At 36.8% G+C, this 25990-nt stretch carries 22 protein-coding genes, 1 tRNA gene, 1 pseudogene and 1 riboswitch; of the genes and pseudogenes, 5 read left to right on the top strand and 19 right to left on the bottom strand.

The annotated features are described in order from the left end of the window. Window positions 1–1576, top strand: a 1576-nt coding sequence (locus LVD51_RS16215; protein ID WP_236972410.1) for a BspA family leucine-rich repeat surface protein, incomplete at its 5' end; no start/stop codon positions are given. Window positions 1577–1798: 222 nt separating this feature from the next. Here LVD51_RS16215 and LVD51_RS16220 read toward each other — a convergent pair. From LVD51_RS16220 to LVD51_RS16260, 9 genes are all read right to left on the bottom strand, one after another. After that, on the bottom strand, window positions 1799–2242 hold the full coding sequence (locus LVD51_RS16220; protein ID WP_236972411.1) for a DUF1569 domain-containing protein: 444 nt from the start codon (window positions 2240–2242) through the stop codon (window positions 1799–1801). A gap of 11 nt (window positions 2243–2253) precedes the next feature. After that, window positions 2254–2604, bottom strand: coding sequence for a YciI family protein (locus LVD51_RS16225; RefSeq protein WP_236972412.1), 351 nt, complete (start codon window positions 2602–2604; stop codon window positions 2254–2256). A 77-nt stretch (window positions 2605–2681) separates the two neighbouring features. Then, window positions 2682–3260, bottom strand: a complete 579-nt coding sequence (locus LVD51_RS16230) for a Crp/Fnr family transcriptional regulator (protein WP_236972413.1) — start codon at window positions 3258–3260, stop codon at window positions 2682–2684. 763 nt (window positions 3261–4023) lie between these two features. After that, a complete protein-coding gene (locus LVD51_RS16235) occupies window positions 4024–4749 on the bottom strand; it encodes an NAD(P)-dependent oxidoreductase (protein ID WP_236972414.1) in 726 nt (241 codons plus the stop codon). A 248-nt stretch (window positions 4750–4997) separates the two neighbouring features. Further along, complete coding sequence (locus LVD51_RS16240; protein ID WP_236972415.1) at window positions 4998–5606, bottom strand: NAD(P)H-dependent oxidoreductase; 609 nt, start codon at window positions 5604–5606, stop codon at window positions 4998–5000. Between the two features lie 69 nt (window positions 5607–5675). Then, window positions 5676–6497, bottom strand: a complete 822-nt coding sequence (locus LVD51_RS16245) for a helix-turn-helix domain-containing protein (RefSeq protein ID WP_236972416.1) — start codon at window positions 6495–6497, stop codon at window positions 5676–5678. Between the two features lie 122 nt (window positions 6498–6619). Beyond that, window positions 6620–6826, bottom strand: coding sequence for a hypothetical protein (locus tag LVD51_RS16250; RefSeq protein WP_236972417.1), 207 nt, complete (start codon window positions 6824–6826; stop codon window positions 6620–6622). Between the two features lie 463 nt (window positions 6827–7289). Continuing rightward, a complete protein-coding gene (locus tag LVD51_RS16255; RefSeq protein WP_236972418.1) occupies window positions 7290–8129 on the bottom strand; it encodes a helix-turn-helix domain-containing protein in 840 nt (279 codons plus the stop codon). An 87-nt stretch (window positions 8130–8216) separates the two neighbouring features. Beyond that, a complete protein-coding gene (locus LVD51_RS16260) occupies window positions 8217–8978 on the bottom strand; it encodes an SDR family NAD(P)-dependent oxidoreductase (protein WP_236972419.1) in 762 nt (253 codons plus the stop codon). A gap of 1091 nt (window positions 8979–10069) precedes the next feature. Between LVD51_RS16260 and LVD51_RS16265 the strand changes: the two genes are divergently transcribed. From LVD51_RS16265 to LVD51_RS16280, 4 genes are all read left to right on the top strand, one after another. Beyond that, window positions 10070–10318, top strand: coding sequence for a hypothetical protein (locus tag LVD51_RS16265; RefSeq protein ID WP_236972420.1), 249 nt, complete (start codon window positions 10070–10072; stop codon window positions 10316–10318). A 234-nt stretch (window positions 10319–10552) separates the two neighbouring features. Beyond that, entirely contained in the window at window positions 10553–12925 is a 2373-nt protein-coding gene (locus tag LVD51_RS16270; protein WP_236972421.1) for a TonB-dependent receptor, read from the top strand. Window positions 12926–12964: 39 nt separating this feature from the next. Beyond that, the gene (locus LVD51_RS16275) at window positions 12965–13738 is read left to right on the top strand and encodes a DUF4625 domain-containing protein (protein ID WP_236972422.1); all 774 of its coding nucleotides are present in this window, start codon (window positions 12965–12967) and stop codon (window positions 13736–13738) included. Window positions 13739–13783: 45 nt separating this feature from the next. Then, window positions 13784–14260, top strand: a complete 477-nt coding sequence (locus LVD51_RS16280; protein ID WP_236972423.1) for a DUF4625 domain-containing protein — start codon at window positions 13784–13786, stop codon at window positions 14258–14260. A gap of 356 nt (window positions 14261–14616) precedes the next feature. Here the strand turns inward: LVD51_RS16280 and LVD51_RS16285 are convergent, their stop codons facing one another. From LVD51_RS16285 to LVD51_RS16330, 10 genes and pseudogenes are all read right to left on the bottom strand, one after another. After that, entirely contained in the window at window positions 14617–15015 is a 399-nt protein-coding gene (locus LVD51_RS16285) for a DoxX family membrane protein (protein WP_236972424.1), read from the bottom strand. A gap of 767 nt (window positions 15016–15782) precedes the next feature. After that, on the bottom strand, window positions 15783–15983 hold the full coding sequence (locus LVD51_RS20255) for a cysteine-rich CWC family protein (protein WP_394803186.1): 201 nt from the start codon (window positions 15981–15983) through the stop codon (window positions 15783–15785). 8 nt (window positions 15984–15991) lie between these two features. Then, a complete protein-coding gene (gene metE, locus LVD51_RS16290; RefSeq protein ID WP_236972425.1) occupies window positions 15992–18310 on the bottom strand; it encodes a 5-methyltetrahydropteroyltriglutamate--homocysteine S-methyltransferase in 2319 nt (772 codons plus the stop codon). A 175-nt stretch (window positions 18311–18485) separates the two neighbouring features. Further along, window positions 18486–18676, bottom strand: a riboswitch (cobalamin riboswitch). 505 nt (window positions 18677–19181) lie between these two features. Further along, window positions 19182–19835, bottom strand: coding sequence for a peroxiredoxin-like family protein (locus tag LVD51_RS16295; protein WP_236972426.1), 654 nt, complete (start codon window positions 19833–19835; stop codon window positions 19182–19184). Between the two features lie 672 nt (window positions 19836–20507). Beyond that, a complete protein-coding gene (locus LVD51_RS16300; protein WP_236972427.1) occupies window positions 20508–21461 on the bottom strand; it encodes an NAD(P)-dependent alcohol dehydrogenase in 954 nt (317 codons plus the stop codon). A gap of 395 nt (window positions 21462–21856) precedes the next feature. Then, on the bottom strand, window positions 21857–23173 hold the full coding sequence (locus LVD51_RS16305) for a pectate lyase family protein (protein ID WP_236972428.1): 1317 nt from the start codon (window positions 23171–23173) through the stop codon (window positions 21857–21859). A gap of 189 nt (window positions 23174–23362) precedes the next feature. Then, window positions 23363–23998: a transglutaminase-like domain-containing protein gene (locus LVD51_RS16310; RefSeq protein WP_236972429.1), complete on the bottom strand. Its 636-nt coding sequence runs from the start codon at window positions 23996–23998 to the stop codon at window positions 23363–23365. 733 nt (window positions 23999–24731) lie between these two features. After that, window positions 24732–24806: transfer RNA gene (locus tag LVD51_RS16315), tRNA-Pro, on the bottom strand. Window positions 24807–24889: 83 nt separating this feature from the next. Beyond that, window positions 24890–25728, bottom strand: a pseudogene (locus tag LVD51_RS20155) (KilA-N domain-containing protein). Beyond that, window positions 25725–25925, bottom strand: coding sequence for a hypothetical protein (locus tag LVD51_RS16330; protein WP_236972432.1), 201 nt, complete (start codon window positions 25923–25925; stop codon window positions 25725–25727). Before LVD51_RS16330 ends, LVD51_RS20155 begins: the two are co-directional and overlap by 4 nt. Between the last annotated feature and the right edge of the window lie 65 nt (window positions 25926–25990).

The raw sequence follows: 25990 nt of genomic DNA on the forward strand, positions 1-25990 counted from the left end.
AGCATTTAATCGAGATATAGGAAATTGGGATGTTTCCAATGTTACTGAAATGTCGAATTTGTTCAACAATGCCCATTCATTTAATAGCGATATTGGGGATTGGGATGTGTCCAGTGTGACTTCTATGGTTTCTATGTTTCAAGCCGCGTTTTCGTTTAATCAAAATATTGATAGTTGGGAAGTATCCAGCGTTACCGATATGTTTGGAATGTTTGCCTTTGCGACAGCATTTAATCGAGATATAGGAAATTGGGATGTTTCCAATGTTACTGAAATGTCGAATTTGTTCAACAATGCCCATTTATTTAATAGCGATATTGGGGATTGGGATGTGTCCAATGTGACTTCTATGGTTTCTATGTTTCAAGCCGCCTCTTCGTTTAATCAAAATATTGACAGTTGGGATGTTTCTGGAGTGACAGACATGTCTTTAATGTTTGCCGGTGCCAGTTTGTTTAACCAAGATATTAGCAGTTGGGATGTTTCTGCCGTAACAGATATGTCATTAATGTTTACATCGGCATCATCTTTCAATCAAAATATCGGCAGCTGGGATGTTTCCAATGTTACAGATATGTACGCTATGTTTTCAAATGCTAATCTGATGAATGGTGATATTGACAGCTGGGATGTATCAAGCGTTATAGATATGACAGCAATGTTTGCTTTTGCTACATCTTTTAATCAAAATATCGGCAACTGGGATATTTCTAATGTGGAATTCATGTTTCCATTATTGGATTCTTCTGGCATGACAACAGAGGTCTATGACAGTGTCTTGATCGGTTGGTCTAATGGGGGATATGAAGACAAAATATTTTCAGCTGCCAATATTAGTTATTGCCAGGGATCGACTGCAAGAGCGGATTTAATCGAAAATAAAGGATGGATTATTTTAAGCGATGAATGTAAATGTTCAGATATATTGAATTTTATCGAAGATTTGTCAGATTATCAATACTGTGCTACAGATACGGTAAATCAAATATGTATAGATTCTTTTTCTAATGCGAAGATAGTTTGGGATGTCAATACCGAAATGGGGACTTCTAAGGTTGAAGGTCATTGTGTCGACCTTTTGGCTGGCGAATCGATCAGTTATTTGACCATCGAAAAAGATGAATTTTGTGTATTCGGAGATAATGTTTCCTATTTGTATTCTGCGCCTATTGAAGTCAGCCTGGCGGAAGATTCTACCTATACCGTGATGGGAGGATTGCCCCCTTATGAGGCAGAATTTCAACGGAGTGGAAATCAGTTGAGTATCGTAGTCACCGATGCCAATGGGTGTACGGCAACCGATGCCTTGGTTTTAACCTCAAATCACGAGATTGCTATCGATAATTTTACATTTTACCCCAATCCAGTGTCAGAGACCCTGCATGTAAATAGCGATGAGACTTATCCCAATTTTCAAGTTAAACTTATAGATCAGTATGGACGCATATTGGATGAGTATATAAATGTGAGTCAAATTGATGTCAGTTCTTATCCTTCTGGTTTGTATTATCTTCGTGTAATACCTCAAACCAGTGATCGACGGTATCAATATTCAGCCATTTTTATAACTCATTAGAAATTAACTTATTTTCTAGATAACAAAAAGTTGACTTTTTGATCAACTGAATGGTTAATAGAATTTACTTCTTCAAGAGGTTTATATATTTTATTGGGCCAATTTTTGCTATAAGGACTACGACTTCACTGATAGGCAAACACTGCCCTGATAAAAGATATCCTCTCGGTCGTCACTTAATATAAGTGACAACCGAGAGGACAAGATCAATAGGTTTGAAAATTATAGTCCGAATTGTCTTAGGTGATGATCATTGTGTTTATAAAGATAAATCCCCATATCTTCCTTATTCATTTTCCCGAAAAATGGATGTATAAATTGATTTATTGAAAAATCTTGATAGTTTTCTATTAAGGTTATCCATTTTTTGCGTTCAACCTCTATGTCTCCATCTCCAGTTATTTTAAGTAGGGGATGGGTGGGTGAATTGGGTTTTAGGAAGGCATCATCTTTTAATATGGATTTCAACGCCATAGGGCCAAACAATCGACCGATGAATAATCTGGGGTAGGTAGTTATCCCTTGAAACATTTCTTCACTCATTCTGCAGTGGACCATCATTTGGTAACATGACATTTTGCCCCATTGGGCTGAAGCATCTTTGTCGAGGGATTGTATCCTTTTGATAATTTCTGCTCTGTGATTTGGATTGAATATGGTTTTCATATATGTTGTGTTTAGGCATTCATGGGTATGGTGGTTCTGACTTCTACTGTACCACCTATATTGAGAATGGGACATTTTTTAGCTATGTCATTGGCTTCGTTCAAATCCACAGCTTTGATGATCATATGACCGCTTATTATTTCATTATTGGCGCTGTAGATGGTTGATTTTACCTCTCCATTATTTTCGATGTAGCCGCCTTCATATCCCAGTCTATGTGTGGCCACCAATCTGGCATTGGCAGCTATAGTCCCAATATAGGAAGTCCATTGTTTTTCCATATTTGCCAGTTCTGTAGGACTGGGAATATTATCGGTCTGTGTCATTCTAAAAAGCAAGATAAAGTCTTGTAAATTTTCCATTTTTCATCTTTTGTGATTAATAATGGATCAAATCTACAGGGTTTAAGGTGAAGAAATCTTGTCCTATGACAAGAAAACTATTCGTTCGAAATTTCCTTTCGAATCCTACTTAGAGAAGTATCTGTTATCCCCAAATAAGTGGCAATATGCTTAAGCGATACATTTTGAACAATATGTGGTTTATGGGTGATGAGTTGAATATACCTAGTTTTAGCTTGATCGGCAATCATTGAAACGGTCTGGTTCTTAAGCGCAAAATAGCTGGAGACTAAGGTTGTTCGACCTTGTTCTCGAAATGATTGAAGGCCGTGAAAAAGCTCTTGAAATGTATCGAAGTCCAATTGCCAACATCGACAATCTGATAGGGCTTGAATATTTTCTCGTGTGGGACTGCGCAAGAAGAATGATGGCCAATCGATAACTATGTCGCCTTGGGCATAAAAGTGGGTAGTTATGTCGTTGCCATTGGTGTCGATCACATAGGATCGAACAAAGCCAGATTCTATAAACCAATAGTGATTTTCGGTTTGACCTTCCCTAAGTAGAAAATCATTTTTAGAAAAAAGTATCGGTTTAAATTTTGAAATGATACTGTTTAGTTCTTCCGGTGTAAATTCTGGCGTTTTAAATATATGTTTTAAAAAATGATGGTCCATAATAGATCTCGTTTAGTTTTAGTTATGTAGGTAGCAAGGAGTCAATCCATTTCGTATTATTAGGATAGATTATAGACAATAATACTGATATTGATTTTGTATTATGGTTAAAATAAAATTATATTTTTAAAATTTTAATTGAATAGGATTTAATGTGGATGGTGAAGACGGTTGATATATGAAAACTTCAGTCTTTATGAATTCACTATTGTATTCCGTATAATACGAATTACATTTTATAATGATGGAAAAGATTTAGAGATGACTGAGCAAGATGCGTAGCATTGAAAGTCGTAAATCGACTTTCAGCGAAGGAGCCGTGAGCTCAGCCTCACGGATGGGTTGGCCGTTTGACGAGGCTATGACTGAACAAAATTGCTCTTTGAGCAATCAAAGGTCGTAAATCGACCTTTGGTATGACTGAGCGTAGTTGCTCGAAGAGCAACCGAATGTCCTAAATGGACATTCGGCGAAGGAACCGGAGCCACCGCGCTCCGGGTAAAACCGAGGCCAGCCAGCCGAGGCGTGATTGCCCTGGAATTCCTTGTTAAGATACTACTACCAGTATAGCATTACGTCTTAATCCACAATATTTAAGCCACGACTGAATGAAGTAGTCTGAAAGACTACCAAATGCCCACTGAGGGCATTTGATGAAGGAGCCGAAACCTCAGTGTTTCGGATGGGTTGGCATTGCGGCTCTACAATAAATCGAAAGATTACCGTTAATTATAAATGTCATTCGTATAATAGGACAATCCATTTAAATGGCTGATTTATTATAAATTACTGGCATTTGCCCCTTCCATTGAGTCCAAAGATTTTCGTCGGTTAATAATTCAGCCATAAAATGACCGACATTGATCCGACTGGTCTTTCCGGGATTGAAAATTGCACTTCTGGTCGGAGAAGGAAATACGGAGTAATCACTTACCTTTTCTTCGTTTATCAAGGTGTCTGGACGAACTACGACATATTCTATAGAATGATTATCAGGGCCTATGTTATCTCTCAAAAACGATGCAGCACATTCATTGTCTCGATGAGGTGGAAGGAGGTTTCTAATGATGTATAGTGCTATTTTATGTCCTAGGGATATAACTTCATTTTGATTTCTATGGCCAGCAGAATTCATTAAAATAAATTTTATAGGACGGTTCGATGATTCTTGCTCGTTCAAACCATGACAAAGCTTGCGGATGGCATCGGTAACTAGTTTTTGGGGTGGTCCAAATATACCTTTCAAACTCATATTGTGACCCAAACAGGAGACTACTGCATTACATCCAGATAAATGGTTGGATAGTGTGGCTTTTTCCATGTTTAAAATACTAGCCTCGATTATTTTGAGATTGTCGTGGTCTTTCCAAGATTGAGGTAGTTTTTCCGCTGATCGTACAATGATTCTTACCTCTTGATTCCTTATTAGAAGTTGTTCGACGACTTGGCTTCCCGTAACTCCATTTCCACCAACTATTAAAGTCGTCATAGTATTTGATTTTAAATTCTTTAATTATGAAATACTAAAATACTAAACCTAGTTGGTAAAAAAAGGAAAAGAAATTAAATCAAGTTAAGAAATTGATGTTTGGTATAAAATACAATATTGATTTGACAGAGGAAGAAAAAATGATATTGTTGGGAGTCTCGAAATACGCCAATCACTGTGCATAGTTCTCAAAAAAGATGTAAATTTTAGGGTTGTCTATTTAATTCGATCACCTTGTAGTGTTTGTATTATTGTTTACTTTCGATGATGGCGATATCGAATTCGCTTTTAAAAGTTGAAATTATTTCTCTTTCCCAAACTCCTATATTTTCCGCTGTAGCTCTATCGGCTTGGTCGAAGAAAAAATGATTCAAAATGTCCAATCCGCTATAGGCATATATTCCTGTATCAGAAGTCAGAGATAAGGCTTTATCCATTTTTATGCCTTTGTATTCGGCATTGGATTTTCCGTGGGTGTTAATAATGACGACTTTTTTTCCTGTCAACAATCCCTTTTGTACGCCTTTATCATATCGATAGGCAAAGCCATAGCTAAACACCCGGTCGATATAGCCCTTCATAATGGCGGGCAATCCTGTCCACCAAATAGGATGGATAATGGTGATACAATCGGCCCAAGTTATATAATCTTGTTCGGTTTTTACATCTTGGCTCACTTCTCCTTTACGTTGTCCAGCCATGTCCTCTAATGAAAGTGTCGGATCAAAATGTAGCTGGTATAGATCTCTGACCACGACTTCGTTGTCGACATGTTGTAAATATTCCAATAATGTGTCCTTTAAATGACTATTTAGACTTTCTGGATTGGGATGGGCATAAATAATTAAGTGTTTCATTGTTCTATTTTTTATTCGATAAAACAAATTTATGCGTTAATCACTGGCTAAAATTGTAAGAAAACGAAGTCAAATCATTGGATTACAGATGTCATGCTGAAATTTTAGATATTTAGATGGACTAAGGTTGAGATAATGATTAAAGTCATGAATGAGTTGGCTTTGGTCATAGTATCCACAGGCATTAATTATGTCAAACCAATCTACTTTTGAGGTTGAAGGCGTCATTTCTTGTATCAATTGTATGACCTTTGTGAATCTGCGATAGCGATTTATTTCTTTTGCTGAGTATCCAAATTGGTTTTTGTGTTTGATTTGAAGACTGCGTTCTGAAAGATTATTTGCACTTGCAATGGCTTTAATGGGATTGAGGTTGTGATCATTAAAGTGGGTCAATTGTTTTGTAATCACATCACCGTCCTTGAGGTAAGGTTTACAAAACTCTATGATGTAATCCACTCTTTCTTGAACACTGTCTATTCTATTGAGGTCGGTCCATAAGGTTGTAAAACAGTTTTCTTTCACTAAATTATCGGTAGGAATGGCTCTTTTGTCATCGATAGATGCCATTCCAAAGAAACGGTAAAATCCATCATCTTTAAAATTGGCCACTAGGATTGATGCGTTTGGTGGAAGACTATAGTCAAAGCTCTGTTTTATAGGTCCTAAAACCAAATTTTTTTTAATTTTAATCGATGTGTTCTGTTTGGAATGCAGCAATGCATTACAGCCAAAATTAAAGATTAATATAGTTTGATAGGAGGGAAGTAAAGTTTTTCGAATGATTTGGTCAGACTTGTTTTCGGCAAAATAAAAATGAGAAATCACATCATTAAAGGGGGGAATTGCCTCAATGCTGTATTGGACATATTTAGAATTTGATTTTTTCATGAGTTTAGGTCAATACTTTAATTTGTATATCTAGGTTTGTAAAATAGTGAAAAATGTAGGTTGACTGTCCTAGGATCAACCTGTGATGGTAAATTACAATAATAATATCAATGAAAATAAATCTAATTGAAAATCATAGCTTTATTGCTGTGAAGATTTTGAATATCCGAATGAAGTTGCCCAAAGGATGACTGAATGAAGTTGTCCGGAGGACAACCCAATCCAGTAAATGTGGATTGGATGAAGGAACCGGAGCCACTGTGCTCCGGGTGGGTGAGCCTAGATGAAGGAACCGAGGCCACCGTGCCGAGGCGTGACTGCAACCTCATTCGATAGATTTTTTGCCACTGTGCCGAGACGTGACTGCAACGCAATTCGACAGGTTTTTAGCCATTGCTCTGCGACAACACTGTATATAAATGGACAAGACTGGATTTTAACTTAATTTATTATGTCGTCCCTTCAGGACTTCATAATTGAATAAACTATCTTTCATAGGGTTGCACCCTATGCTATTAGACTACGCCCCTTCAGGGTTTTTTCAATTTCAATCAAGTATTTCAAATGGTCAGAATAAACCTATCTGAATTTTGATTTATTTCTGCGATTGATCTTCGTTTCCTTTATTTTTATGGGGATAAATTTATCTCTCCATCAATCGATATAGGTCGCTGTGCTCCAAACAATGTAGTAAAAAACAAGTAGATATTTATTTTATAATGTCGATTTATTGTTTTAAAAAAGTGGGAATTATTGGGCATTACTTTTAGATCGGTTTTCCAAAAAGATTACTTAATCCCTGAATCTAGCTCTAAAGGCCGATGGCGAGGTATTGGTTTTCGACTTAAACAATTTGCTAAGGGATTGACCGTGTTCAAATCCTAAACTATAGGCAATTTCACCAATGGATAAGTCGGTCGTAGAAAGTTTTTCTTTGGCTTTTTCAATGAGTTTTTCGTGAATAAATTGTTGTGTGTTTTGTCCTGTTATACTTTTTAGTAGACTACTTAAGTAATTGGGGGATAGGTGGAGGGCTTGGGCCAGGTCAGTCACTGTGGGTAATCCACCATCATTATCTGAATGGTCATCGAAATATGAATCTAATAGTTCTTCTATTCGACTTAAGATGTCGTGGTTTGTTTTTTTTCGTGTAATAAATTGACGTTGATAGAATCTCTCCGCATATTGTAAAAGGAGTTCTATTTGAGCAATGATAATGTTTTGACTAAAATGGTCAATATTGGATTGAATTTCATGTTGTATATTTTGAAATATGCCCTCGATAACGGTTTCTTCCACCGCAGACATAAAGAGGGCTTCGTTAATCGAATAATTAAAAAAATCGTATTGGTGAATAGATGAAGCCAATGAGGTACTCCATATATAATCGGGGTGGATGAGTAATAACCAACCTGATGGTTGCAAGTTGTCCTTTTGATTTTTCTCTATACTCAATAATTGACCAGGAGATATAAATGACATTAAACCCTCATCAAAATCATATTTTTGTTGCCCATAGCGCAGACTGCCTACATTGCGCTTGACGCCGATGGAATAGAAACCAAACTGCCAGACTTCTCCAATATGTTCTGGAAATATCTTTGTCCGACCATAGTCAATCAAACTTACCAATGGGTGGTGGGGACTAGATAGTCCCCTTATCTTATGAAATCCTTGTATGGTTTCTATTTTACGTAATTTGGTATGCTTCAGTAAAATTTACAACATTAAACCTCCAGATACTTCAATCCTCTGTCCGTTGATCCAATTGGCTTCTGGACTGCATAAAAAAGCAACCACGCCGCCAATGTCTTCTGTTTCTCCAACTCGACCTAGGGCGGTAAAGTTGGAAATGGCCTTAATTTTTACCTCATTGTTTTTATTTTCTCCACCACCGAAGTCAGTAGCTACTGCTCCAGGGGCAACGGTATTGGCTGTGATTTTTCGATGTCCCAGTTCTTTGGCCAAATATTTAGTGAATACTTCTATTCCTCCTTTCGCAGCGGCGTAGGCTGAGGAGTTGGGAAAAGTAAACCGCGTTAAACCAGATGAGATATTGATAATCCTCCCTCCGTCATTTAACAAAGGGACAGATTTTTGGGTAAGAAAATACACGCCTTTAAGATGAATGTTCATCATCTCATCAAATTGTGCTTCAGTGGTTTTTAGAAATGGTTGATATATCCCTGTACCAGCATTGTTGATTAAAAAGTCAAAATGAGGTTTTCCGTATTCCTCACTAAGGTAAGACGATAACTTTTCAATAAATCCATCAAACATTTTTATGTCACTGGTATCCAATTGAAAAGCCTTTGCCTTTTGACCGATGTTTTCAATGGTGGATACCACTTCTCGAGCGGCCATTAAGTTGGAATGATAGGTGATGATGACGTCCATACCTTTTTGTGCGAGTCGTACGGCCATGTCTTTGCCCAAGCCTCGACTTCCTCCTGTAATTAATGCAATTTTTGCTGAATTCATTGATGTAACTATTATTTTATACAAAAGTGAACAGAAAAATAAATAGTGCTGTTGCCATATTCGCGGTTTTTGTATCCAAATCCGAGAATAATATTTAACGACACGTTTTTCTCCTTTTCATATCTATCTTTTTCCTTACTAGGGTTCGCTCAACTTTACCTAGATTAATCATTATTTAATGGATGAAGTAATTTTTAGTGGCCCCAATTTCTCTTGTTATTTAGATGGTTTTTTTACTTTTAATGAATTTTTCAACCTTTTTAACTTCAAGAGGTTTTTTTGGAAAGTTTCTATTCAATTACCTCATTTACTTATACTTCATTTAATATAGATTAACATTCTTCTCTTTCAACCTTATTCAAATCAGAAGAAATATCAAATGTATTTAAAGTCAGACAGAGGTCGATTTAACGCATTATCTAAAATAATTATAATGAAGTGGAATTCGATGATAGTTTACTATAATTCCAAAGTAATTTTTTCTTTTTCTGAAGTTGTCATTTATTCAAGCTTTTTGTCAAAGGAATATTTCTCAATCGCTTTCCTTACCAGTCGCGTTTCTCCTTCAAATAGTATTTAAAAAGCTTTGTATTTTTGAATAATTTAGTCAATTTCCAGTTCGTTTTTTGAATGGATTGGTATGATAATTATACTGAATCCTGTTAATGAATTTATAATAAAATTAAATCTTTTCTCAATAGGAATTCGATCTGATAGCCTAGATTATTGTCTAAGTGATAACTATACAGTAGGCGAACCATATATGAATCAAGAGTTATAGCCTGTCTATATTCAATATCCTCAGATTAAAATGTTTATTATTATGTGTTAATAATAATGCAACCATATTGCATTTAGAAAAAGAAATAGTATTTTTGTTGAAAATATCTGTGTTCATTGAATGAAAATGTAGACTTCGATAATGGTTAGCACAGATTAATGGATTGTGAACTGAGTATGTGATTGTGAATCTTGTTAAAGTATATTTTATTGACTATCATCCGTTGTTGGTGATGTGAATATTGGTGGATTGAATGAGTGGTTATTTTAAAAATATAATTTCCTGTCTTTTTTTGGTTTTTTTCATTTCGATGAAATTGACCACCCTGCATTTTATGTCACATGCAGGACAGGGAGATCACAGTGAGCAATGCGCTACATGCGACTATGCCGTAACTGTTCATCTAACTCCAGTACTATATTGTAACATAGGAGATGCTCAACAAGATGAAATCGATATCTTTTTTCCAAAAGAGAAGACCAGTGAATACCATATTTCGGTATCATCTACCATCGAAGTCAATCAATTATTTTCTCGACCTCCTCCAGTCCTTTGTTAAATAACACCTCAATTTGGTAATGATGATGTCTCTAGGTTCGGTTTTTTTTGAATCGAACGGAGATTAGATTTATTGAGGATGTTGGAAATTAAATCTAAGCATTGATTCAATTTCCCTTCCAGAGATATTTCCTCTTATGTAGATGATTGATACCACCGATTTTTATGACTAATTCTGCATTTTAAATCATTGATGGCTTTGCTGTCCGATTCTTCAATTTCAATGAATATATTTATGAATATTCAGAAAATCCTGATTTTATTATTGTGTATTTTCACTAGTTCTATGGCATTTGCTCAAGATGGCTATGAATTATTTGGTAGGTTATACAATGCAGAAAATGAAGAACCTATTGAAGCTGCCACAATTATATTTGAAGATTTTGGAACACTGTCTGATTCTGATGGCAATTTTTTAATTACCTGTTCTTCAAAAGGGTTACATCATATAAAAATATCACATGTGAGCTTTGTTGACACTTCGATATCCATCGTATTCGATGAGGGCATGAAGTCGTTGAATATCGCCTTACGTCCTTATTCCCAGGTCATAGCTGAAGTACAAGTAACGGGAAAGACCAATGCTAGATTGGACAGAGAATCGACCTCGATTAGCGAGTTGGTATCAGAAGAATTTTTGGCACAGAACAGAGAAAATACATTGATGCAGACCCTGAAAAAACTCCCCGGTGTCAGTTCTATTAATATTGGGGCGGGACAGTCAAAACCCGTAATTCGCGGTTTGGGATTCAACCGAGTAGCCGTTGTTCAAAATGGCATCAAACACGAGGCCCAGGAATGGGGAAACGATCACGGATTGGAAATCGATCAATTTGGCATTGAAAATATACAAATAATTAAGGGGCCAGCCTCTTTGCTATACGGGTCTGATGCCATCGCTGGAGTCGTCGATATACTACCTCCAGAAATTCCTCAGCCCAAGACAACAAATGGTGAAATAAATTTAGTGGGCGATACCAACAACGATTTGTTGGGAATTTCCGCCGGCATTCAGTCGAGAAAAGACAAGTGGTATTATCGAGGACGTCTGACTTATAGAGATTATGGAGACTATAAAGTGCCGACTGATAGAATATCTTATGAAAACTATATTTTTGACTTACACGACAACAATCTAAGAAATACAGCAGGGCGTGAAGCTAATGCGAATTTTAGCATCGGTTATGTAAATAACAACATTAAATCGGAAACATTTGTCAGTAATGTGAATGGGAAAAACGGTTTTTTTGCCAATGCCCATGGTTTAGAAGTAAGAACCTCAAGTATTGATTACGATGCTTCAAACCGCGATATTGATCTGCCCTTCCACAGCGTCAACCACTTTAAATTGTCCAATACTACCACTATCGTCAGTGGACGTCACCTATTTAGTTTTGATTTGGGCTATCAATTAAATCATCGAGAAGAACACTCGGAACCCACAGCCCATGGGTATATGCCCAAGCCATCGAATACCCAAGAACGGATCTACGACAAGTCTAGCATTAGTCTTAACGCTTCAGATGCATTTGTATACAACAGCCGACATCGAATAACAACTGGGGTAAATTTGGATTATCAAAATAACAGTATTGGAGGGTGGGGATTTTTGATTCCAGCTTATCAGAGTTTCGGTCTGGGACTATTTGCTTTCGACGAATTTGAAATTCAAGAAGACTTACATTTTCTTGCAGGAATACGCTATGACTACGGTGTGATGGACTCGAAGTCGTATTATGATTGGTATCCTAGCCCTGAATATGATGAGGAGGGCAATCAGATAGATGTTTACCAACAGAGAGCTAGTGATGGCAGTTTGCATTTTGGCAATATCAGTGCTTCTACTGGACTGTCTTATATTAGAAATAATAATAATTTTAAAATAAACATAGGAAAAAGTTTTAGGATGCCCTTGGCCAAGGAATTGGTCTCCAATGGCTTGAATTACCACATGTTTCGATTTGAAATGGGCAATCAAGACCTAGACGCCGAAGAGTCTTATCAAATAGATGTAGAAGTGGAACACAGGAGGGGGAATTTCACCGTTAGTCTCAGTCCCTTTGTCAATTATTTTACCAATTATATTTATTTAAACCCCACTTCTCGATACAATGAAAATCTTCAAATATATGAGTACACTCAAGCAGAGGTTTTTAGATGGGGTGGGGAAATCAGTGCAGAACTTAACTTATCATCCAAGTGGCAAATTCAGGGTTCAGGTGAATATGTATTTTCCAGACAGCAGAGTGGTCCCAAAAAAGGATTTACCCTGCCTTTTTCACCACCGGTATCGGCCCTGTTTTCTACAGTTTACCATTTAAAGGATTTTGCCATTTTTAAAAACTCAAAACTAATCACTGATTTTAGAATCACTGGTGCACAGGAAAATATCGTGCCTCCAGAAGAGATTACTGAAGGATACAGTGTTTGGCATTTTTCATGGGTTGCCGACTGGGCTATAATAAAAGATGCCCAACCCTGGGAAATCAGATTAAAAGTCAACAATCTATTCGATGTGCAATATTTTGACCATAGTAGTTTCTATCGATTAATCGATGTTCCCGAACCTGGGCGAAATATATCCCTTTCACTAACATTTCCATTTTAAAAAAAATAATTATTATAAAAATCAGTAAAAATGAACGTTATGCTTTCAAATTTTAAACTTTTTGGATTTCTTTTTTTATTCACATTGGTGCTTTTTTCATGTAGTAAAGATGACGAGGATACCACCATTAACCCACCTACCATTGTCAGTTTTGAATACGGTGAAGGCAGTGAACATTCGACGGAGTTATTTGGTATTAAGGGGTCAGATCTTCATTTGGCAGCGGAGATTAGTGCAGAGGTTAAGGTGGCCAGCATCACGCTATCTATCCACGCCCACGATTTGGCTGTAGGAGATGATGAAGTAGAGTGGGACTTTGAGGAAGTATATACCGATGCAAAGTACTTAGTTCTCAATCCCAGTTTTCACGAACATATCGATATCCCGAGTGACATTCCCAGCGGTGAATACCATATCGAATTGACGGTTACCGATGAGATGGGCAATGTAACGGAACTCGAAGGGCATTTGGATATTGTAGATCTCATCTCTATTAGTGATGTAGATATCGATGAGTCGGTGGTGCGTGGTGAAGATGTACACGTGACTTTTATGGTCCATGCAGTACACGGTATCCACAGTATTTCTATCGATGCACATGCCCACGATTTGGCTGTGGGAGATGGTGAGGTAGAATGGGATTTTGAGGTTGAATTCTTAGATGGATACCACGAGGAGACGGAAGTTGAATTTCACGAACATTTTGACGTGCCTGCAACTGCCCCAGCCGGAGAGTACCATGTGGTCTTTACAGTAGAGGATGAAGAGGGCAATACTCATGAATATGAAACCCATATTGATGTTACAGAGTAATTTTTGGAATATAAATACCAATTGTTTTAATTGTAAATCTGAATAATGAAATTTTTAAATTTATTTTGGCTATTGTCATTCCTCCTTTTCTCAATTTCTTGTTCAAAGGATGAATCCATCACTAAAGATGAGGAAAAACCTACCATCACTATCAATTATAGTGATGGTTTTCCAAAAGCCTGCGCAGAATTGTCTCGTGGACAAAGCTATAACTTCAAAGCCATGGTTAGTGATAATGAGGCTTTGGCCTCATATAGTCTGGATATCCATCACAATTTTGACCAGCATACCCATGATGATCAGGGAGAAGAATGTGAGTTATATCCTAAAAAGTCTTCAGTCAATCCTTTGATCTTTTTGGAAAACTATACTATAGAAGGTGGGACACGCAATTACGAAATAAATATTAATGTAAATATCCCCGACGATATCGATGTCGGGGATTATCACTGTAGCTATTCGGTGACCGATGAAACGGGATGGCAAAGTAGAACTTCTATTGATATAAAAATTGTAGAATAGTAGAAATTAAAAATGTATTCTATTTTTATAGAATACATTTTTTTTGCGGTTATCCTTTCGATTCAGCATAATATCGGTTTAATCCTATCAATGCATACTACTTACTTATACTTAATTTGGGCTGGTCCTTGCTTACCATCTTACGCTTTTGTGATATGGTGTTTACCGCAAGGCTTTTTTTAAAAAATCAACTTGCACTTTTAGTTCCCCAATGGTTGGAAGCAGTCTATCTCGATCTTGGTTATCGGCTTGCTTACTTTTTTTTGACTCAAATACACCTTCTGCATTTGATTGATCCTACCCCCAATTCATAGACAGCAAATTGAAGATTCTAATATGAAATACAACTTTTAATCCTATAAAGTTCTGCGTACATAGAAATCTAAAGACATTTTATTGGCTTCACTATATTGGATAACGGCTACCAGAAAAGCGAGGTGGATAAATTGTGTGGGAAGACCACCCCAATTTTCAATCATACAAGTCCCAAAGAGCAGCGCCAGCATAAGTACGGCTCCTGCAATGGCAGACTGTTTGGTATACAAACCCAGGATTAATAAAAGCCCTATGATTAATTCTGCGATGGGAACCACATAACTAAAGGGTTGTACAAGCGAACTTGGTATCATTGAATTTTCAAAATTCTTTACCATCCATTCACTGAAACCATTTAGTTTGGGCATCCTAACCAGACCATGTCCGAAAAAACTAAGTGCTATGGCCAATCTAATAATTGTGTAGGAAGATGTTTTCATAATATATTTTTTATTGGTTATTTTTAATTGTGATTATAAATTTATATCAGATGATAAGATTAATATTTGACTTTATATTATTCGTATAATGTATAATACATAATACTCTTTTAAATGGATCTTTATTGTTTGAGAATATGGACAATTATAAATCCATTTCATATATGGTCTATTCAACATTAAATATAGACATTCTCAGAATTCTAGTATAGAATCGAAAAGACTAAGTTTTAAGTTCAGAAGTCTGAGATACATTTTTAAAGTTTTATTCAATTTAAAAATAAAATGTTTTTTTATTTATGGATTATATTCCTGTAATAAGATTCTAGTTATTTTTATTACTTTCAAAATGTACATAGATTAATGTATAGGTTGATATTCTTCTGTAAATCCTTGCCGAGAGTATCTGAAAATAACCCAGAAGTATATTTACAGATGATATTAGAATGAAATGGTATTGAGCTTAACAATAAAACCCAATCGAAACCTAATCCTTTTCATTAAAAATATAGGAGAGAAGTATTTAATTTGTTCTTCAATAGTAGTTTATGTAGGTTTTGTGACAGGAGAAATAATTTTTTTTGGCATTCTAAAAACCATGGTAGGATGGAGAACAATCCTTTCTTGAATGGCTATTTTTTACTAAAATATTTTTCAGCTAAGCCATTGTCTGCTTTACCTTTGTAAGTTAAACCATAGCCAGTTAGTCTATTTTTAAATAGCTCATTTTTAGCTAAGCAGTTGACTGATATTTTTGTTAACAGTGGTCAGTGATTAGTTTGCCTTTTGACTGATTTTAGTTCCAAAATGCACTTATTGCATAAACATCCTTGATATAGCTTAGCGATATACTGTTTTTCTTCATGGGTTAAAATGATGGCATTACAGTGACACAAAGATATATTGTCCACCCTGCACTCAAATGGTAATAGACAACGCGGACAATATGACTCTTTGTTTTGCTTCATTTTAATTTTTATAATACCACTTTCGAACTTTTTCGCATTTCTTTAGCTGCTTCAACCATAGACTCCAAGGCCTTTTCGGTCTCCTCCCAATCACGGGTTTTAAGGCCACAATCGGGGTTAACCCAAAGTTGATTTTCCGGAATCACAGATTTTGCCTTGTTCAGCAAATCTATCATTTCTTTTTTACTCGGTACTCGAGGTGAATGAATATCGTAAACTCCAGGCCCGATTTCATTGGGGTAATTAAATTCAGCAAAGGCATCGAGTAATTCCATTTGAGAACGCGAACACTCAATGGTGATTACATCGGCATCCATGTCTCTAATATTCTCAATAATGTCATTGAACTCGGAATAACACATATGACTGTGGATTTGAGTCTCATCTCGAACTCCCGAAGCGGCAATCCGAAAAGCTCTTACTGCCCAATTCAAATACTGTGACCAATCATTTTTTCTTAATGGTAGGCCTTCGCGAATTGCTGGCTCATCGATTTGAATGATCTTAATACCTTCTTTTTCAAGATCTACTACTTCATCTCTAATGGCCAACGCAATTTGCTGGCAAGTCTCAGAACGAGGTTGGTCATTGCGCACAAAGCTCCATTGTAAAATAGTGACTGGACCAGTGAGCATACCTTTTACCGGTTTTTGGGTAAGACTTTGCGCATAGGCCGTCCATTCAACAGTCATTGAATGAGACCTTTCAATATCCCCATAAATAATGGGAGGTTTAACACAGCGACTGCCATAGCTTTGGACCCAAGCGAATTGGGTAAACACAAATCCGTTTAATTGTTCTCCAAAGTATTCCACCATATCATTGCGTTCAAACTCACCGTGGACTAGAACGTCAATATCTATTTTTTCTTGCCATCGTATGGATTTAGTAGTCTCTTCTTTTAGGAGATTTTCGTACTCCGTTTTGGATATAAGCCCTTTTTTGTACTTGGCCCGCCATCCACGGACGGACTTGGTTTGCGGAAAGGAACCAATCGTCGTTGTCGGATAAAGCGGTAATTGTAAGGATTGTTGCTGGGCTGCTCGACGCAGACTAAAAGGTTTTTTTCGATGGGCATCGCTATCGGTGATGGCCAGGCATCTATTTTTAACCCTCGCATTGTGTATTAAAGTTGATGTTCTACGACTTGCTATCGCAGCTTGATTGCTACGGTATAGAGCCATATTATCATTATCCTCTTTTCCTATTGCGAGCGATCGCAATAGGGATATTTCACCAATTTTTTGTTTGGCAAAGGCCAACCAGTTTTTGATCTCCGGAGTGAGGATGTCTTCCTTTTTTTCTAAATCTAAATCACAGGGACAGTGAAGCAAGGATGAACTCGGGCCGATTAAGATTCTATCTTCCCCCAATACCTCTACCGCATTTTCTATTATTTTCAATGAAGCTTGAAAGTCATTTTTCCATATATTTCGACCATCTACAATGCCTAAAGAAATACTTAGTGAGTCAGGTACTTTATCCGCTATTTCAACCCATTGCTCAGGTGCCCGGACCAAATCCAAATGTAAGGCAGATACTGGTAGGGATAAAGCCAAATCCATATTGTCTCTCAATCCTTCAAAATATGTTGCCAATAGAATTTTTAATTTAGGAAATTTTTGCCTGATCGCGGTATAACATTGCGAGAAAGCTTCCCGTGCCTTTGGACTTAGATCTAATGACAAAAAAGGCTCATCGAGCTGAATCCAGTCAGCACCTAATGCTTCTAATTGACTTAAAATATCAATATAAACGGGTAATAGGGAATCTATGAGTTCGATGCGGTGAAATCCTTCTTCTTTTTCTTTTCCGAGGAGAAGATATGATATTGGACCAATCAAGACGGGCTTGGTAACGAGACCCAATTTCAAGGCTTCTTTAAATTCATCGATAATTTTAGTGGAAAATAAACTGAATTTCTGGTCTTTTTTGAATTCTGGAACGATGTAGTGGTAATTGCTGTCGAAATATTTTGTCATTTCCATGGCTGTGATGTCAAATCCATCTTTTTGATAACCTCTGGCCATGGCAAAATAAAGATCGAGGATGTCAAAGTCTTCCTGAGCCTGTAGATCTCTGAATTGTTCAGGTATGGCATTTACGGTGAGGGACATATCGAGGACCTGATCGTAAAAGGCGAAATCATTGGAGGGAATAAGGTCAATGCCCATTTTTTGTTGCAGCAGCCAGTTTTTTTTCCGAATGTCGGCGCCAACGGCTTGTAAATCGTGAAGATTTATCTTTCCCGACCAATACTTTTCACATGCTTTTTTTAATTCTCTTTTGCTACCAATCCGCGGATAGCCTAGATTCTGTGTTTGCATCTCTTTTAACTTTTAATGAATTAATTATTAAAAGCTCATAGCAGAATTTCTACTATGCCGTGGGCGAGAAAAGGGTAGAGGGAGGTCTGTCAATTCCAAAAAGGCAGAAGTTTTCTGCACAAGACTGGATTTTCATTGACATCGTACCGGACTCTGAGCTTTAGATCGCGAAAGCATAGTCGTATTGGAATAGGCAGGTCTCCTGACTTATAACAGTTTTTATCGTCCTTCCCATCCGTGATGACGGATAGTGGACCGCTGGGATAAAAACCTTCTAATGTTACTTACAGTTGCGCGACAGCTCTGGATTTTCACCAGATTCCCTATTAATGCACGTTAAGTGTAACCTTTTCCTTTTGATGAAATTATGTAAAGAACTTTTCGACGGTGAATCTACTGATTATTAAACTATGATCCCAATCTTTTTTAGGGAAGAATTTATTATAAATGTAATTCGTATTAGGGCTCAGAATTTGGAAGCAATTCATTGGTCGATATGGTGATGAACAGTGAATGTAATCAAGTGTTTCTAAGTGTTGATAAACAGAATTGTAAGTATTAAATTTATGGATATTTAAAACTCTACTACCAGATAGCCTCTATCCCGCGCAGTGACAACACTATTATAATTTGAGGATTTAGAGAGGCAATGTCTTTCGTCTTAAAATAATATCAAATGAATCGCAAAGTCTTGCCTCTCCACACTGCGCCATAACTAAAACTGGACTTCATCTTGCCCAGACATATTTCTTCCCAACTCTACTTTTTATAAAAAAGCCGTGGTGTAAATACAATTCAATTTGCCATTTATATTTTAAAATGAATCCTGCTATAATGACTTATCTATGAGAATAAATTCACTCTCTATATCTCATTTAGATATATTTTTTAAAGCTTCAATAATCTCATCGGGTTCCGAACGGCTTCTATAATCCACATTGACGTAGTTCCAAGTAACTACACCATCAGAATTCAATATAAATGTGGCCGGAATGGGCAATACACTGCCATTACCATTATTTATTAATTCTAAATCTAGCTGCCTGTCTACTCTCATGTGTTCTAGTAAAAACTCAGGTACTTCCCAAGCGACTCCATATTGTTCAGCTATTTTGGCATCTTGGTCCGACAGTACAATAAATTCCAATTCACTGATCTCATTTTTCGTCAATGATCCATCTGGTACTTGTGGACTGATAGCTATTAATGAGGCACCTAGAGAATGAATTTCCTTCAATTTCCCTTGTAATGCCCTAAGTTGAAGATTGCAGTATGGGCACCAATCTCCGCGATAAAAGGTTACCACCACAGGACCTTTATCCAACATGGCTTCCAACGATATAGATCTACCTTCCGGATTGGGGAGGTCAAAATTTGGCGCTTTTTGTCCAATTTTAATGGCCTCACTGCCCTGTTGAAAAGATTTAGCTTGTTGAATAATCTCATCGACACCTTTCATGAAGTCGGGTTTGGCTTTTCTTCCCGCTGCTATTTTAGCATCAGTTTGTTCTTTTAAACTTTTCATTATGGTCTTTTAATGTGTTTCCAAGTATATCGCATAAGTCAACATAAGTTCTATGCAATGGTTTTGATAAATATTCGGAATTAATAAATAGTCTAATTTTATTTAACGATGATATGGGAAGTCAAAATCGAATTCTAGCCTTACTAGTTAATTTGGCTAATTCTCATCCTCTGTCCATTATGGTTTAAACTTTTTAAATCTTTTTTTAACCTTGAATAGAGTTAATTCCAACCTGTTATACCATAAGTGTTTGGAATCTCTTTTGTGATCTACTATGGATTTTCATAACGAAGTCGTTCAATAATTTTTCTGTTGGAATAAGGTTGGTTATAGTTTATTAAAAATTTATTTTAGCGATTTATAGGAAATTTGCGCTGTAGTAATCCATATATATGCATTATCTGTAATTTTAAGTAGGATTTTTACAGATGTGAATACTTAATTTGACAATTAGAGTTAATATTCAGAGAAGTAAGTAGGGAATTAGATTTTGTCCCTAAAAATATTTCGGCTTCATCATCGCTCCACTTTTATTGCCTTCCCCTTCAATATATATATCCTAAAAATTGCGCTGCAATTGCCTTATTCAATAGCGATTATATTTTATTGCAATGCGATGAATGTAGAATAATTAGTTATTATATTGATTTTGAACATAAAGGCATAATCTTATTAATGCTCTATATCTTCCGTCGACTTATCCTCGGTATTTATGATTTCAACGACGACATTTCCTTTTTTTCTTCCACTATCGACGTATTCGTGAGCTTCAATGATATTAGACAGGGAGAAAGTTTGGTCAATATATGGTTTGATTTTACCCATTTCTGCCATTTCTTTCAATTGATTCAAATGATCTTGGTCTAGGGATGTGAGGGATTTTACTGAAGCAAAACGCCCCCCTTGTTTCAATACTTTTTGTGCTTTCGATTTGGAAGTTTTTCCAACAGCATCAAACACGATATCAAATTTATCTTCACATGTGGTATAATCTTCCTTTTTGTAGTCTATCGCTCGAGTTGCTCCCAGTGATTTAACCATGTCAAAATTGGAAGTACTGCATACCGCTACTACATTTGCGTCTTGTTTTGCGGCAATTTGGATGGCGTAGCTGCCTACACTTCCCGATCCACCGTAGATTAGTACTTGTTGTCCTTTGCCGAGATTAGCTTTATTGAGCAAGAAGAGAGCTGTCATTCCTCCAATTGGCAAGGCTGCAGCCTCCTTGAAACTAAGTGTTTTTGGTTTTAAGGCAAGTACCCCTTTTTTTCTATCTTGAGGAATGCTAATATATTCGGTATAGGAACCGGAATTGGTCATAGTTGGAGTGGCAAAAATTTCATCCCCGACTTTAAATTTATGGACATCCTTGCCAATAGCTTCAATAATTCCAGAAAATTCGTGGCCTAAAATTTCTTTTTTTGGTTTAAATAAACCAAATATTAATCTTGCCGGAAACCAAACCAGAGGTGGAAAATTTGAACTTCGTAATCTTACATCACCAGAAGTAACAGTAGTTGCATATATTTTGACCAGAACTTCATTGTCCTTTGGTTGAGGTTTTGGAATATCAACCATTTCTAAGACCTTTGGCGGCCCGTATTTTTTATAAATTACTGCTTTCATCTCTATATGACCATTGGTGTTTAATGAGGTAGAATATTTGGTATTAATGCCAAATTTAAAATAAAAAAACAGAATGTTTGTTCTGGATCTATAAGAATAAATTGCTAAGTGGGTGAAGGCTAGATGTTTAATATAGCCTATCCAGTGATGGAGGTTTTTATAGTTTAAATTCCATTGTTTTTTCTTTTGTGTCAAATATATGAGGAAAGAGTTCTAGTACTTTTCTTTTGTTGAATTCTAAAACTATTGAATTATTCCTCCCGATACATCAGACAATAAGATAGGGTGAAAATTATTTCAATCTTGTCAATATTGTCAATCAATTTGATGTAGATCACCTTTCTTTATAACCGCTGTATTCTCAATAAATTAAATGTTGTTGCAGCGTTTTTTATTTATGGAATACTATTTAAATATTTTTCCAACATAGTATATCCATCTGGCGCTATTTTATTTCTATCATCAGGGTAATTTTTATTTAATTGGTTATTTTCTTCCCAGTAATCAGGCATCCCGTCATGGTCACTATCAAGTGGGGCGGTACTGCTTTTAAGATCGGGCCAGCCACCAACATCACTGGGATGGTCAATAATGCCATGATTCCCATATTTTGCGCTACCCTGGATTACATCATCAATAATATCATTATCTACCTTATCTCGTGTGGGTAAGGAACAACCTGCATATTTAAGTACAGCCTCATATGCTTCTTCGGCCGTTTGTTGATTAATGGCCATTGCAGGCCAAGGTTCTTTGAGTAAGTATGCTGAACTTGTCTTCGTTACGCCCAATAAGTTATTCGCAGTAACTTGTGGACTACCCTTTACAAAATTTTCGGAAACCCACCATTTTCCTGCATCAGCATCTCCATTGCGAGATGAGGGAGCAGTAATGGTATTTCTCACTTTCGATTCTGTTGCGGGTCCCGGTTGATAATAGTTTGCAATCATGTTAATGGTAGAATGTTCAGTGGGAGGATTGCGTTTATCTCCCTTTTGATGTGCTTCTCCACCGTAGCTACTCGCATACTCCCAGTTGTATATGACATTGTTTCTATAATCGTTATACCCACAGCCTGATGCCCATCGTGGGTTGCGACTCGCATTATGTGCAAAAAGATTATGATGCCAAGTACCGTAATTATTACCCCATATCCCTCCAAATCTATGTTCATCGGTATTGCCTTTGGGGCAGGCTTCTGCAATTATGCACCATTGAACGGTTGTGTGCTCATTATGGTAAAGCGTCATCGTCTCATCGGTACTCCAACTGGCAGATACATGGTCAAAGATAATATTCTTGTGATATCTACCCCCAATTCCATCATTTTCCCCCATGGACGGGTCATATCTTACGCGAATATAGCGAATGATAACATTGTTGGCTCTGATGGCTAGATTGCCTCTTATGCAGATCCCATCTCCAGGTGCTGTTTGACCAGCAATGGTTATACTGTCATTATTAATACTAAAATTGCCTTTTATATTACCGGAAACTCGGAAGACAACTGTTCTAGCGCCTTCAGCTTCCAATGCGGATCGAAAGCTACCTTCGCCCGAATCATTAAGATTGGTGACTTCATATACATCGCCTCCGCGTCCACCAACGGTATATTTTCCATATCCTTCGGCAGAGGGGAATGCCAATGGTTGCGAATAGGATTCAATAAAGGTCAGAATGGTTATTAAGCTTGTCAAAATTATTGTTCTCATAGTTGTCGATATATTGAAATGAGGTATGTTTTAAGTCATTGGGTACAAAGGTCTAGGTGGAGATTAGTTGTTGTATGATAGAGTCTTATAGTTTTATAAATCTCCCTCCTCAACTGAAAATCTAATAGGTATTTCATGAGCAGGTGGGGACAGGCAATTCCATACCACCATCATTTTGCATTGATCTGGTTATAGTTTAAATTCCATTATTTTTTCTTTTGTGTCAAATATATTAGGATAGTGTTCTTTTATATTTTTAATCATAAAATCAATAGGCACATCATCAAAATATCCATAATCGTCTAAGTATTCCATAAATCGACTTCCTTCACTATTGTATTGTTGTAAGAATGAATGATTTTCCCCGTCGAAATCTAAGGGTGCAACTTTCAATTTCTCACATAAGGTATTATTAAACGCAGGGGACATTTTTAGCCACTTATTATGAAGAAATACGTTGACCATTCCATGGGGAGTCAATTCATTTGAGCCAAATTTTTCTGTTAATCTTTCGACGGCAATATGATTCTTGACTTTCCCTAAATGTAATCTTGCCGGTAGTCCTAAGGCGCGGAGACTGGCGATTAATAGGATTGATTTTTCTACACAATTTCCGGACTGTTTTTGGGCAATATGGCTTGCCCTGTACTTTTCTTTTGAAAGGCTGATGGTGTATGGATCATACCTCCAATGATCACGTACTTTTTTGTACAATGCAATCGCTTTTTCTTTATTAGATAAAGTGTCGGTTTTAAATTCAGCGATCAGAATTTGGATGGAATCATTGTTGAAGTCAAAATAATATGTAGGTTCTAGAAATTTCATTCTCGATAGAAGTGGTTTTTAGTTTGTTTGAGGCTAATGATTTTAGTTTTTCCATAAATCAGACGGCGGTGTGGGTTAAAATAGCATTTTAATTTTGCAATTATGTGAAATTTAGAAAATTTAATATAAGTGGAATTGAGTATTGGCTTTGGAAAGGAAGTAGGTGTCATATATCAAATAAACCCATTACAGCCTTGAAATTCTTATTGTTTGGAGGGAGGACTGACTTTGTCAGAAAATATCTATCAGAACTTTGCTTTATGATATTCGACTATTTATTTGGACTATCCATTTCATGGAATCTCGTCATGCCACAATGGGTATGACTTCACTCGCCTACCAAGCAGTCCCGCCAGCAGGAGACATTATGAGAATGACCGAATGAAGTTTCCCTAATTAACATACTACGATCACTTTGTGTCCACGTTGAAAGACTTTGTGGTGAATTATCTGACCGTCCAATTATCTGATCGTTAATTTTAAATCTATTTTGTATAGCCTATAGAAGAAGTTGAATAGTTTAATGTAGGTAAAGGGTTTTTATAGCAAGTCACAGCGGTGTATCCTATAATGTTATTCAAAAATTGGGTTACAGAATATTCTCTAGCTTGCTCTGATAACTATGAAGGTTGGCAATAGTAATATCGCTGATAGGAGGGGAATATATTCTTATAGGATGGAGTCAATAGGGCAAAAAAAAACCTCGCTTTCTAATGAAAGCAAGGTTTTTAAGTCGGGGTGGCAAGATTCGAACTTGCGACCTCCGCGTCCCAAACGCGGCGCGATAACCGGGCTACGCTACACCCCGTCACAGTAAAATCTCCCACGATTAAATGTTAGATAATAACCTTATTTCGGTTATCCACCAATTGTATGTAATCGCCCAAACGTTTATAATTCATCATCGGTATTTTTGGGTTTCAACAATGGGGGGTGGGTTTGCAGTAGAATGCTCATTTGGCTAATGGCTATTTGAATGAGCTTTGCCAATCGTTCGCTTTGCGGTAATCTTTCGTTGATAAACACCGCATTCAGGTTTTCTAAATTGGCTAAGCAAATCAGTTGTGAAGCATTGGCATCATCTCTTATGTTTCCTTTTTTATCAGGATTTTTATCTCGCCATTGTTTGGCTGTCATTCCAAACAGAGCCATATTCAAGATGTCTGCTTCATTGGCATAGACATAAGAAATTTGCTTTTTGCTTAGGTGTTTTGGAATAAGGTTTTCTTTTATGGCATCGGTATGAATGCGGTAGTTGATTTTTTCGCCAATTCTCGTTTGGCAGACCAACCCAATTGCTTTTGTTCTACTTCTTTAAGACGTTGAAACTCTTTAACGATGTATAGCTCAAATTCTACAGAAATCCAACTGGCAAATTTGAAGGCAATATCTTTGTGGGCATAGGTACCACCATACCTTCCTGCTTTTACAATGATTCTTGTTGCATTAGTCGTCTCCACCCATTTTTTAGGTGAAAGCGTAAAGGCATTCAAGCCGGACTGGTTTCTAAACCCCTCGAATTCGAGGGGTTTAAAATTGGGGTTGTACAAGGTTTTCCAAATACCAAGATATTCAATGGTATTGCGGTTTCGCATCCAATTTCCAATGACCGCACTGCTGTCATCTGTTTTGTGTTTGGCAATATCCGTTAATGAAATATAGTCTTGTTCATTATTGCCTATAACGGTAATTTCATTTCCTTGGACTTCTATTTTTTTCTTCTTGCTCATAATTCGTAGCCCAAGGTTTTAAAAGCGTTAATCAATTGTGCTTGCGAGTCTTTTTCCTCTTGTAGCAGGGTCTTGAAATCTTGCTGTATGCGTCTCATTTCGGTGTCGAAGTCGATGCCGCTATCTTTGTCCACAAACTCAATGTATTTGCTTGGTACCAATGAAAAATCGTTGGCTTCCAAATCGTAAGCGACCAAGCAACTACGTCTTTATGCAGTAATCAATCGAGATGAACCTTTTGTAAAATGAACAGCTTAATTAA

The sequence above is a fragment of the Membranihabitans marinus genome, assembly GCF_021729155.1.
Taxonomy (GTDB): Bacteria; Bacteroidota; Bacteroidia; order Chitinophagales; family Saprospiraceae; genus Membranihabitans; species Membranihabitans marinus.